12 protein-coding genes are annotated in these 12,610 nt (G+C 40.9%); 11 read left to right on the forward strand and 1 reads right to left on the reverse strand.

Annotated features, from left to right (window positions below; translation table 11 throughout):
* Positions 1-61: 61 nt before the first annotated feature.
* Entirely contained in the window at positions 62-1,003 is a 942-nt protein-coding gene (locus ACQ31U_RS07380) for a sugar ABC transporter substrate-binding protein (protein WP_431050753.1), read from the reverse strand.
* A 259-nt stretch (positions 1,004-1,262) separates the two neighbouring features.
* On the opposite strand from ACQ31U_RS07380, the gene ACQ31U_RS07385 reads away from it, so the two are divergent.
* The 11 genes from ACQ31U_RS07385 to ACQ31U_RS07435 all read left to right on the forward strand — a co-directional run bounded on the left by ACQ31U_RS07385 (position 1,263) and on the right by ACQ31U_RS07435 (position 12,539).
* Positions 1,263-2,753, forward strand: a complete 1,491-nt coding sequence (locus tag ACQ31U_RS07385) for a sugar ABC transporter ATP-binding protein (protein WP_431050755.1) — start codon at positions 1,263-1,265, stop codon at positions 2,751-2,753.
* Positions 2,754-2,769: 16 nt separating this feature from the next.
* The gene (locus ACQ31U_RS07390) at positions 2,770-3,798 is read left to right on the forward strand and encodes an ABC transporter permease (protein ID WP_431050757.1); all 1,029 of its coding nucleotides are present in this window, start codon (positions 2,770-2,772) and stop codon (positions 3,796-3,798) included.
* Between the two features lie 28 nt (positions 3,799-3,826).
* Positions 3,827-5,308 carry an FGGY-family carbohydrate kinase gene (locus tag ACQ31U_RS07395; protein WP_431050759.1) on the forward strand — a complete coding sequence of 494 codons (1,482 nt, stop codon included), beginning with the start codon at positions 3,827-3,829 and terminating at the stop codon, positions 5,306-5,308.
* Positions 5,309-5,428: 120 nt separating this feature from the next.
* Entirely contained in the window at positions 5,429-6,202 is a 774-nt protein-coding gene (gene deoR, locus ACQ31U_RS07400; protein ID WP_431050761.1) for a DNA-binding transcriptional repressor DeoR, read from the forward strand.
* Positions 6,203-6,320: 118 nt separating this feature from the next.
* The gene (locus ACQ31U_RS07405) at positions 6,321-7,391 is read left to right on the forward strand and encodes an ABC transporter substrate-binding protein (protein WP_431050763.1); all 1,071 of its coding nucleotides are present in this window, start codon (positions 6,321-6,323) and stop codon (positions 7,389-7,391) included.
* Between the two features lie 7 nt (positions 7,392-7,398).
* Positions 7,399-8,199 carry an alkaline phosphatase family protein gene (locus ACQ31U_RS07410; protein ID WP_431050765.1) on the forward strand — a complete coding sequence of 267 codons (801 nt, stop codon included), beginning with the start codon at positions 7,399-7,401 and terminating at the stop codon, positions 8,197-8,199.
* A gap of 23 nt (positions 8,200-8,222) precedes the next feature.
* Positions 8,223-9,059 (forward strand): ABC transporter permease, encoded by an 837-nt coding sequence (locus ACQ31U_RS07415; protein WP_431050767.1) that lies wholly within the window; start codon positions 8,223-8,225, stop codon positions 9,057-9,059.
* 1 nt (position 9,060) lies between these two features.
* Positions 9,061-9,852 carry an ABC transporter permease gene (locus ACQ31U_RS07420; RefSeq protein WP_431050769.1) on the forward strand — a complete coding sequence of 264 codons (792 nt, stop codon included), beginning with the start codon at positions 9,061-9,063 and terminating at the stop codon, positions 9,850-9,852.
* Positions 9,852-10,844, forward strand: a complete 993-nt coding sequence (locus tag ACQ31U_RS07425) for an ABC transporter ATP-binding protein (RefSeq protein WP_431050771.1) — start codon at positions 9,852-9,854, stop codon at positions 10,842-10,844. The genes ACQ31U_RS07420 and ACQ31U_RS07425 overlap by 1 nt, the downstream gene beginning before the upstream one ends.
* On the forward strand, positions 10,841-11,497 hold the full coding sequence (locus ACQ31U_RS07430) for an HAD family hydrolase (RefSeq protein WP_431050773.1): 657 nt from the start codon (positions 10,841-10,843) through the stop codon (positions 11,495-11,497). The genes ACQ31U_RS07425 and ACQ31U_RS07430 overlap by 4 nt, the downstream gene beginning before the upstream one ends.
* A gap of 193 nt (positions 11,498-11,690) precedes the next feature.
* Positions 11,691-12,539, forward strand: coding sequence for a class II glutamine amidotransferase (locus ACQ31U_RS07435; RefSeq protein ID WP_431050775.1), 849 nt, complete (start codon positions 11,691-11,693; stop codon positions 12,537-12,539).
* Positions 12,540-12,610: the final 71 nt, after the last annotated feature.

The following is a 12,610-nucleotide window of genomic DNA, read 5'->3' on the forward strand; positions in this document are numbered from 1 at the left end:
CTTTGATTTTCTCATTGAAAACCGAAAGGTATTTGCCTTTCGGTTTTTTAGCGATTTTATTTTAATATTTTTTCGATTCTTCTTTATCGACAACCACAGGATCGACATAGAAAGTCTCAGGAATTTCTTGATTATTGAGTTGTTTTAAAGCAAATTCGAGTGCAACTGCAACTTGTTTTTTAGGAAGCTGATCAATAGTATTTTGCATTTTACCCTGTTTAACATACTCAATTGCTAGTGGTATGCCATCATATCCGGTAACAAGGACTTTGCCTGCTAATCTAGCGTTTTCTACAGCAGTGACAGCTCCGATAGCCATATTGTCATTTGCAGCAAAAATTCCTTGTATATTTGGGTTTGCAGTTAGAATATTACTCGTAACATTGAGAGCTTGCTCTGTTTCCCAATTTGCGGATTGAGAGGCAACAATTTTAATATCAGGATATTCTGAAAAAGCTTTCAGTGCACCCGCTTTACGTTGTTCCCCATTATCAACGCCGGGAATTCCTTCTAAAATTGCAACACTACCTTGACCTCCGATTGCTTCTGACAAATTTTTAGCAGCTAAATATCCTCCTAAAAAGTTGTCAACACCAACATAGTTGAATTTTAGACCTGCTTTTTCAGCAGCTTTTGCATCAAGTCGCACATCCAGATCAATAATTGGAATATTGGCTTGTTTGGCTTTTTGGAATGCAGGTATAAATGCGATGGAGTCATTCGGCGTTACAATAATTGCGTCAACTTTTTTAGCAATCATATTTTCAACTAAACCAACTAGTTGTTCTGTTGAATCTTCTTTTTCAGCGACTTGAATTGTTAGATTGATATTCATTTCTTTTGCAGCTTCTTCAGCACCTTTTTGCATAGAAATAAAATATTCATTACTTAATGTTTTCATCAGCAATGCAATTTGTGGCTTATCTGCTGCATTAATTGTTGTTGATAAAACAAATGTAAGTAATCCAACCTTGATTGAGTTAATGAGTAACTTTGTTTTCATTTTAGATTCCTCGTTGTAGAAGTCATATTGTATATTTCTATTTCTGACAGCTTACTTCATTTGTCAGTGTTTTGATTCTAACATGTTCAGTGTTGTTTTTTGTGATTAAAATCACATATTGAAAAATAAACCATTTAAAAGAAAATAAATGTTATTTTTATAACTAATTTTGTTCTTTAGTGTGAAATTGGTCACGCTTTTTGTAGGAGGAATAGAGTATCCTTGGTTCAATATTGTTTACTAGGGCTGAAAAGAAGATATGAACAATAATGAGATAATGCTTGAGCTGCGGAATGTTGAAAAAAGTTTCTTTGGAAATCAAATATTAAAGAATATTAACTTACAAATTAATGCTGGAGAGGTGCACTGTTTAGTCGGAGAGAATGGTGCAGGTAAATCAACGCTATGTAAGATTATTGCGGGCATCTATTCTAGAGATAGTGGAGAAATTTTTTATCAGGGTAGTTATTACTTACCTAAAACGGTTAAAGATGCTCAAACATTAGGAATTGGCTTTATCCACCAAGAGTTAATGCTTGTTCCTCAATTAAGTGTCTTGGAAAATATATTTTTAGGCTCTGAAAAAAGTCTCAGCTTAGGTAGAATGAACTGGGAGTTTATGAGAAAAAAAACGAAAGAAATTATAAATGAACTGGAATTAGATATTCAGCCAGATTCTTTAATATCAACACTTTCCATTGCTCAACAGCAAATGGTGGAAATTGCAAAAGCAATATTTAGCGAATATAAAATTATCATTTTTGATGAACCAACAGCTTCTATATCAAGAAAAAATACAGAAGTTCTTTTCAAAATAATCCAAAGGCTTAAAAAGAAAAAAGTGGCTATGATTTATATTTCTCATCGTTTAGAGGAGTTCCAACATATTGCAGATAAAATAACAGTATTAAGAGACGGTGAAATAACTGGAACTATAGATTATAAAAATATCTCACATGATGATATTGTCAGATTAATGGTAGGGCGAGATGTGGATTTTAGTCGCTATTATCGAAATATTGTTTTTAACAAAGAAAAAGCAAGATTTCAGCATATAGTTACTGAAGGCGTTAATGATGTTAGTTTTAGTCTAAATCAAGGTGAGATACTTGGGTTTGCCGGATTAGTCGGCTCTGGAAGAACGGAATTGTTACGTGCTATCTATGGCGCAGATCCAGCAACGGGAGAAATATATATTGATAATGAAAAAGTAGAAATTAATTCTCCTAAAGATGCAGTCAAACTAAAAATTGGTTTTATCACTGAGGATCGTAAATCACAAGGTTTAATATTGGGATTAAGTATTCGTGAAAATATCACATTACCGATTCTTAGTAGATTTTGGAAAAAACTTTTCTTAGATAAAAAGATGGAAGCTAGTTTAGCAAAAGAAAATATTTCTAAACTTAGAATTGTTTCTCGAAGTACTGAACAAGAAACCAAAACACTTTCCGGTGGAAATCAACAAAAGGTAATCATTGCTAGATGGCTTGAAAGTGGAGTAAATATTTTATTTTTCGATGAACCAACAAGAGGGATTGATGTTGGAGCTAAATCTGAGATATATGATTTAATGCGCCAATTTGTTGATGATGGCGGAAGTATTATTATGGTTTCCTCAGACTTGCCAGAATTGATGACGATGTCTGATAGAGTTATTGTGATGCGAAATGGTCATAAAATAAAAGAGATTGATAATAAAGATGATATTTCAGAAGAAAATTTGATGCGTTTAATGATAGGGGTTTAGGTAATAAGAGGTGATTATGTTTGACTTTAAAAAATTGATGTCAAAATTAGGAATTAGTATCGTATTATTTTTTATGGTTTTAGGAATGTCTATTACTACGGATGTATTTTTATCAACTAATAATATTCTTAATATATTATTACAAGTCTCAGTGATTTGCATTATATCAGTTGGTATGACTTATGTGATATTAACAGGCGGAATTGATTTATCCGTAGGTTCTATAGTCGCATTATCCGCTGTTTCTTTAGGTATTTTTATCCATTCGGGTTTGGATTGGTTGGGAGATAATCCATCAGAATTATTGATTTTTCTAATTGTTATATTTTCAATTTTGGGTTCTATAATTGTTGGCGCATTTTGTGGATATGTTAATGGACTTATTATTGTTTACTGTAAGGTTACTCCATTTATTACAACGCTGGGTATGATGGGGATTGCAAGAGGCTTAGCCTTAACATTTTCTGATGGTAAAACAATTTATAATTTTCCTGAGGCACTAAGATTTTTTGGCAATGGGCAGTTATACATCACTAATAATGTAAATATTCCAATACCAATTATTATTGCTGTATTGATAGTTATAATTAGTTGGTATGTTTTAACTCAGACTATCTTTGGAAGACAAATTTATGCTCTAGGTGGTAATCGTGAGGCGGTTAGATTATCTGGGATTGATGTCAATAAATTAGAAATTAAAGCCTATATTATCAATGGAGCTTTAGCCGCAGTGGGTGCAGTGATTTTAGTTGGAAGACTAAATGCGGCTCAGCCCATAGCGGGAAATGGCTATGAATTAGAAGCTATAGCTGCAACTGTTATTGGCGGAACGAGTTTAATTGGTGGTGTTGGTTCAGTTATTAGTACATCAATAGGTGCTCTAATTATGGGCGTGTTACAAAATGGACTAACATTATTAAATGTTACTTCTTATCTACAAAGACTAATTATTGGCTTGGTTATTATTTTAGCTGTATTTTTAGATCAGGTTAGACGAGGTGAGATTTCGATTAATAAGTTTAAACAAATATTTTTCAGGTCATAATTATTTGCTTTTATATAAAGAGGATAGTATGAAGTATTATTTGGGTCTTGATTGTGGTGGGACTTTTATTAAAGGAATCTTATTGAATGAAGAAGGATATATTTTAAACTGTATAAAAGAAGAGATTGAAGTAATTAGCCTTGATCTGGGGTATGCCGAAAGAGATATGATACGGTTTTGGCAAAAAGTATCTAATTTAATTAAAAGACTTATTAAGTCAAGTGGCGTAGATTCAAATAATATTCATGCAATCGGAATATCTTCGCAAGGTAAAGGCGCTTTTTTACTTGATTGCGATTTAAAGCCGCTAGGTCATGCTATCCTATCATCAGATAAAAGGGCAGATTATATTGTTGAGAGGTGGAGACAGAATAATATAGTTGAACAGAGCTACGCTATAACATGTCAACCTGTATGGTCTGGTCATCCAGTATCAATTTTACGCTGGATTAAAGAAAATGATCCTAATAGATATGCAAAGATATACGTTGTTTTAATGACGCATGATTACTTGAGGTTTTGTTTAACAGGTAGACTGTATTGCGAGGAGAGTAATATATCTGAATCTAATGTCTATAATTCACATAATAGAAATTACGATAAAAATTTATTTACTCTATTTGATATTGAAGAAATGTATGAAAAATTTCCACCTATTATTAAATCTAATGAAATAGCAGGATATGTAACAGAAAAAGCGGCTAAGTTATCGGGGCTAAGAGCGGGCATACCGGTTGTTGGTGGTTTTTTTGATGTAACGTCCTCAGTCTTTTGTGCTAACCTAGAAAATGAATCTCAATTAAATGTTATTTTTGGTACATGGACTATTGTTGGCGGTATTACAAAAAAAATTAGATATAATAAAAATAAAATAATTTATAGTAACTATTTGAATAGTAAGGGTTTTATTGTTCATGATGATAGTCCTACATCAGCTGCTAATCTTGAATATTTTATTGAACAATATAATAACCTAGATTACGAGCAAATAAATCAGGAGATATCTAAAATTCCAGTTGCTTCGAGTTCCATATTATTTATACCGTTTCTTTATGGTTCTAATGTTATTCAAGAAATGAAATCTGGCTTATATGGTCTGCAATATTATCATTCAAGGTTTCATATTCTTCAAGCTGTTTATGAAGGTGTGATATTTAGCTTTATGTATCATTTAAATAGGATTAGAACGGTTTTTAATGATGTTTCAATATTAAAAGTTATGGGAGGGATAACAAAATCTGATGTGTGGCTACAAATGTTAGCAGACATAACTCAACTTCCTTTAGAGATTTTAGATATTGAGGAACCTGGGTGTTTAGGTGCTGCATTGATGGCAATGCAGGGTGATAATCAGAATACAGACTTTATAATAGAGAAGATGCATTGCAAAAAGAAAATAATTTATCCAAATCGAAGTAATAGCGTGCTATATCAGTTAAAATATCATCGTTATTTAAAATTAGTGGAATTATTGCGGGATTATGAATTGGATTTAAAAAATTTCACTTAATATGTAATAGAACGTTTCATTTAAGTTTTTAATTAAATAGATGGTTTTGATGTGCTGATAATTATCTGATGTTTTAAATGGTTTGTTACAGTTAAATTTTAAAATTTTCTTAAGGTTAATATGATTAATAAAAAGAATGGCAGGATTCAGAAGTTAGAATATTTATTAAAGCAGGTGGATAGAGTTCATCTTAGCGATGCCGCAGAAATATTGAATGTATCTGAGATGACTATTCGTCGAGATATAAGTTCTAATGTAACTGAAATAGTTTTATTAGGTGGATATCTTTTAAAATCCAATGAAAAATCAAATAATTATTTCTTGCTTGAGCAGCAAGATAAAAATATTATAGAAAAAATGTATTTAGGTAAAATGGCTGCATCTTTGGTGGAAAATGGTGATGTTATTTTTTTTGATTGTGGTACAACGATTTCATTTGTTGCTTCTCAAATACCAGATTCTATAAATTTTACTGCAATATGTTGTTCAATTAATACCTTTATTATTTTGCAAGAAAAATTAAATTGTGAATTGTTATTGATTGGTGGCACATATTCAAGAGATAATGCTATGTTGACACCATTTCAAAATCAAAACCTTTTAGATAATATCTGCACTACAAAGGCATTTATTGCGACTTCCGGCGTTGATCCGCATTATGGATTAACTTGTTTCAGATTAAATGAAGCTCAAATAAAACAGAAGGCAATAGCTAAAACCAGAAAAAAGATTATTGTTTTTGATCATACAAAATTAAATAAAGTACATTCTGCATATATAGATGACATTAATAACTTTAATATTATACTTTGTAACCAATCTTTACCGTCAGAGTTCAATATCTCAGCGGATAATATTGCAACAAACGAAGATGAATTATTAAAGTTTAGATAACTTGTTCACTCGATGGTTTTCTTCGCTCTGTTCTGCTGTCATCATACTGTAACATTCCCCCGCTATACTCATTGTCTCTTCAATCTGAAGATCACTTCAAACACAAAAGGAGACTTAAATGGGCTTGTCATATTTTAATAAAAAAAGTTTAGTCATTGCCTTAACCGCACTGAGCGTCGGCTTGTCGTCTGCGTATGCCGCAGGGGATTTGGCGGCGTTGGAAGTGGCGGCGAGAAAAGAAGGCGCGGTGAACAGTGTCGGTATGCCGGACACGTGGGCGAACTGGAAAGATACGTGGGTGCAGTTGGGCGAGAAATACGGCTTGAAGCACACTGACACCGATATGAGCTCGGCACAGGAAATTGCCAAGTTTGATGCGGAAAAGAAAAATGCGACCGCGGATATCGGTGATGTCGGCGCCTCTTTCGGACCGATTGCGGTGCAAAAAGGCGTGACCCAAGCGTATAAAACCAGCTATTGGGATGACATTCCGGCATGGGCGAAAGATGAAGACGGGCATTGGATGTTGGCGTATACCGGCACGATTGCCTTTATCGTCAATAAAAATACCGTGAAAAACACTCCGCACAGTTGGGACGATTTGCTGAAAGGCGATTATAAAGTGACCGTCGGCGATGTCAGTGTGGCGGCGCAGGCGGTGAACGGCGTGTTGGCGGCGAACTTTGCGCGCGGCGGCGATGAAAAAGATTTAACCCCGGCATTGGATTTCTTTGCCGAGTTGGCGAAACAGGGGCGTTTGGGCATGGTTGATCCAAGCATTGCCAACTTGGAAAAAGGCGAAGTGGAAGTCGGTGTCGTATGGGATTTCAACGGCTTGAACTACCGTGATCAAATCGATCCGACCCGTTTTGAAGTGCTGATTCCGTCGGACGGCTCGGTGATTTCCGGTTACACCACCATCATCAATAAATATGCCAAACACCCCAATGCGGCGAAATTGGCACGCGAATATATTTTGTCCGATCAAGGGCAGATCAACCTGGCGCGCGGTTATGCCCGTCCGATTCGCGCCGACAAACTCAGCTTGCCGCAAGATGTGGTGGCGAAATTGTTGCCGTCCGAGCAGTACAAAAACGCACGTCCGATTCAAGACGGCAAAGCATGGGAAAAAACGGCTAAACAACTGCCGCGCCTGTGGCAGGAAAAAGTCATTATCAATATGAAATAAGAGGTTGATGATGAAAGCAATTCTGGTGATTTTAGACGGCTTGAATTATGCCACCGCCGTGCAAACCATGGGGCATTTACAGGCGTTGTGTCGGCGCGGCATGGGCAAATTGTATCAAGTGCAAAGCGAACTGCCTGCGCTGTCGCGCCCGTTGTACGAGTGTCTGCTCACCGGTGTTGCGCCGATTGACAGCGGCGTGGTGAATAATCGCATCACCCGCTTGTCGCACCATCGGAGTATTTTTCATTATGCCGCGGCGGCGGGTTTGACAACCGCTGCGGCGGCGTATCATTGGGTGAGCGAGTTGTATAACCGCACCCCGTTTAATCCGACCTTGGATCGCCATGTGCAAGCACCGCACTTGCCGATTCAATATGCGCATTTTTATTACGCCGACGACTATCCCGATTCCCATCTGTTTGCCGACGGCGACAGCCTGCGCCACTTGCACCAACCGCACTTTTTACTGTGCCATTCGATGAATATCGACGACATCGGACACCACTACGGACAAGACAGCAAACAATACCGTGATGCGGCACGCCGCGCCGATAATATTTTGTCCGATTACCTCGCGACGTGGTTGCAAGAGGGCTATCAGGTGATTATCACCGCCGATCACGGCATGAATGACGACGGCAACCATTGTGCCGATTCCGACACGGAGGCACGCGTGCCGTTTTATGTGTTCGGCGAGGCGTTCAGTTTGACGGATACCGCCCTTTTACAGACCGAGATTTGCGGCACGGTTTGCCAAATTTTAGGTGTAGAACACGATAAACCGTTTTGTGCGGCGCTATTAAAATAAAAAATTAACGTAGAGGCAATTTGATGAAAGGGAAAGGGTTAGCGATTGCGGCGATGTTGCCGTTTTTACTGTTTTTCCTCGCATTTCAGCTGGTGCCGCTGATTTGGATTGTGATTAACGGGTTTCAGCTTGAAGACGGCGGTTGGGGGGTGGCGAATTTCAGCGAAATTGTCAGTTCCTCGTTTTACTTGCAAGCGATCCGTTACTCATTGGAGATTTCGCTTTGGTCGAGTCTGTTCGGGCTAGTGATTGCGCTGTTCGGCAGCTATTCCCTGAGTGCGATCAAACCGTCGCGGGTCGGCGATTTTATTTTGTCGTTCAATAGCATGACCAGTAATTTTTCCGGCATTCCGCTTGCGTTCGCGTTTATTATTTTGCTAGGGGCGAACGGTGCGCTGAATCTGCTGTTACGTCACCACGGTTTTGCCGCAATTGATATTTATTCCAAAACCGGGATTATCATTATTTATACCTATTTCCAAATTCCGTTGGCGGTGTTGCTGCTCTATCCGGCATTCGATGCCTTGAAACGGGAGTGGCGCGAGGCGGCGGCGTTGCTCGGTGCGAACAGCACGGCATATTGGTGCAAAATTGCCGTGCCGGTGCTAATGCCGGCGTTGCTCGGCACGCTGGTGGTGCTGTTTGCTAATGCGATTGGTGCGTATGCCACGATTTACGCCCTCACTAGCGGCAACTATAACGTCGTGCCGATCCGTATCGGCGCCTTGGTATCGGGTGATATTTTCCTCAATCCGTATCTTGCCAGTGCGCTGTCGTTGTTCTTGATCGCATTAATGTTAGTGGTGACGCTGGTGCACCGTGGGTTGGGTAAGCGTTATAACTATCAGGATAAAAGGTAAGATGATGGCGAAAGATCGTATTTATCATTACAGTGTGTTATTGGTTTTGTTGCTGATTTTAGCTGCGCCGATTGCCGCAACCGCACTTTATTCCGTTTCCACCAGTTGGGGCGCAACCCTGCTGCCTGACGGCTTAACCTTAGATTGGTATCACCAACTGTGGACGGACGAACGTTTTCTGACCGCACTTTTCCGTTCGTTGTGGATCTGTTTCACTGCGTTGGTGGTGGCGATCGCTTTCACCTTTCCGGTGATTTTTGTGGTGGATTACTATTTCCCCAAACTGAAACCGTTGATGAATTTAGTGGTGATTTTGCCGTTCGCCATTCCGCCGGTGGTGTCGTCGGTCGGGCTGTTGCAGCTCTATTCCGATGAGCCTTTTGCCATCACCGGCACGCCGTGGATCTTGATCGGCTGCTATTTTATGATTGCCTTGCCGTTTATTTACCGGGCGATTGAAAACAATTTAAGTGCGATTAACTTGCGCGATCTGGTCGATACCGCCCATTTATTGGGCGCAAGCACCTTGCGGGCAGTATGGCAGATTATTTTACCTAACCTCAAAAATGGGCTGTTATCGGCGATTTTCCTCTCATTTTCATTCCTGATCGGCGAATTTTTGTTTGCCAATATGTTGGTCGGCGGACAATACGAAACCTTGCAGGTTTATCTCTATAACATCCGCAACCGTAGCGGACACTATTCCAGTGCGTTGGTGGTGTCGTATTTCCTGCTGATTTTATTTGCCACCCTGATTGCCAACAGCCTTAACCGTGAAAAAAGGAAAGATTAATGTCTTATTTAAATGTGGTTGATTTAGATAAAAAATATGGCGACAACACCATTTTTAGCAATATCCGTTTTCATGCCGATCAAGGGGAATTCGTCACTTTGTTAGGACCGAGCGGTTGCGGCAAATCCACCTTGTTGCGCTGTATTGCCGGTTTGACCGAGATTGACAGCGGACAAATCGTGCTGAACGGGCAGGAAATCACCCACGCCACGCCGCAAAAACGCAATATTGCGATGGTATTTCAAAGCTATGCGTTGTTTCCGAATATGAATGTGTATGACAACGTGGCGTTCGGGCTGAAAATGCGCAAAGTGCGGTCGGCGGAAATTCAGCAACGGGTTGCGCAGATTTTAGCGTTGGTCGAATTGGAAAAATACCGTGATCGCTATCCGCAGCAGTTGTCCGGCGGACAATGTCAGCGGGTGGCGTTGGCGCGTTCGCTGGTTACGCGCCCTGATTTACTGTTGTTGGACGAACCGCTGTCGGCATTGGACGCACGCATTCGTAAACATTTGCGCCAGCAGATCCGCCAAATTCAGCAGGAACTGAAGCTGACCACGATTTTCGTGACCCATGATCAGGAGGAAGCTTTGACCATGTCGGATCGGATTGTGCTGATGAATCAGGGGCGGATCGAGCAAAACAGCGATGCCGAAACCCTGTATCTTGCGCCGCAAACCCGTTTCAGCGCCGGTTTTATCGGCAGCTACAATATTCTCGGCGCCGCAGACGCTGCTCGGCTGCTGGCGTGCGAAGTGCGGTCTGATATTGCGATCCGCCCCGAATCCATCAGGCTGGAGGCTGATAGCGAGCACGGACGCGGCGTGATTGTCGGGCGTAGTTTGTTGGGCAATATTATCCGTTATAAAGTGCGCTTGGACGGCGTGGATCTGACGGTGGATAAACTCAATCTGTCGCGCGAGCATTTTTTCCCACTCGGTACGATGGTGAAAGTGGAATTTGAACAGGGGCAAATCAGGGAGTTGCAATGAGTTTAGTGCTATTTGATCTGGACGATACGCTGATCGACGGCGACAGTGCTTCTTTGTGGAGCGAATTTATGCTACATCGCGGTTTGGTCGATCACGAATTTGTCGAACGGGAATACTTGATGATGCAGAAATATGCCGCCGCTGACATGTCGATGGACGATTATATGGCGTTTACCCTTGCACCGTTGCGGGGGATGTCGCAAGCGGAGATTGCCAAACAGACCGCACTTTTTGCTTTAAATGAGATTGAGCCGCGGATTTATCCGGCGGCAAAACAAAGCGTCAAACAGGCGCAACTTGCCGGACAACGGCTGATCATGATTTCGGCGACCGCCGATTTTGTGGTACAAGCGGCGGCGAAACGGTTGGGCATTCGTGAAGTGATTGCGATTCAAACCGAGCTGCTGGACGGACATTACACGGGCAACACCGTCGGGGTGCTCAGCTACCAGCAGGGCAAAGTAACCCGTTTGCAAGCCTATCTCGGTGATCATTATGCCGATTTAATACGTGCTGCGACGTTCTACTCCGATTCGTGTAACGACCTGCCGTTGCTGAACGAAGTGGGCTATCCGAAAGTGGTCAATCCTGACCGCACTTTGCGCCGGCACGCGGAAAAGTGCGGTTGGCAAATCCTGACTTGGCAGCTGTAGGGGCTGTCGCTCTTTATTTATAATTTGAGCAATGGATCCTAAAATCAGCAACCACAAAACGGATAAAAAATCTGCGAAAAAGAATATCCCCCTATTTTATATTGGTAAAAAAAGCGTATAATTCTGCACCATTCGACTTATCTTTTCGCTTCTTTAAGAAGTATTATTTTTGAGTTTTGCAGGATCGCATTATATGTGTCAACTTTTGGGCATGAACTGTAACAGCCCGACCGATATTGTTTTTTCTTTTGAAGGTTTTCGCCGCCGTGCAGGGATCACCGATCACCATTCCGACGGCTTCGGTATCGCATTTTTCGAAGGCAAAGGCGTGCGCGTGTTTCGCGATGACAAACCGTGCAGTTCATCGCCGATTGCCGATTGCGTCAAGCAGTACCACATCAAATCCTTGAATGTGATCGCGCATATCCGCAAAGCGACCCAAGGCTTGGTGAATCTGGAAAACACCCACCCGTTTATGCGTGAAATCTGGGGCGAAAACTGGGTGTTTGCCCACAACGGCAACTTGAAAACCATGCCGGATCTGTCGGAAAGCCGAGCGCAACCAATCGGCACAACCGATTCCGAAGCGGCATTCTGCTACATGGTGGAAAAACTCAAAGTGCGCTATCACAAAAAGCCGAGTGATCAGGCGATTTTCGATGCGGTGCGTGAAATTGCGAATGATCTGGCAGAGCTAGGTACGTTTAACTTTATCCTGTCTAACGGACAAATCATGCTGGCGCATTGTTCCACCAATTTGCATTATGTCATGCGCAAAGCCCCGTTCGGCAAAGCGTTCCGTATTGACGATGACGGCGTGATTGACTTTAACGACTTCGCCAAACCGAACGACCGGGTGAATATCATCTCGACCTTTCCGCTGACCAAAAACGAAGAATGGGTCAAAATGGAACACGGCGGTTTTGTGATGTTCAAAGACGGCGAAAAAATCCATGAAGTGGTCGGTATCTTCAAACACATGGAAGATGACGGCACGACGTGCCGCGCACAAGAGCAAATTGAAACCCAGAATGCCGCTTGATTAATGTTAAATTTCCAAACCGCACTTTTAGGGCTGATCAGCTCCCAATCAAAAAGTGCGGTTTAATTTTT

This window comes from Testudinibacter sp. TW-1, from assembly GCF_050613185.1.
GTDB lineage: Bacteria > Pseudomonadota > Gammaproteobacteria > Enterobacterales > Pasteurellaceae > Chelonobacter.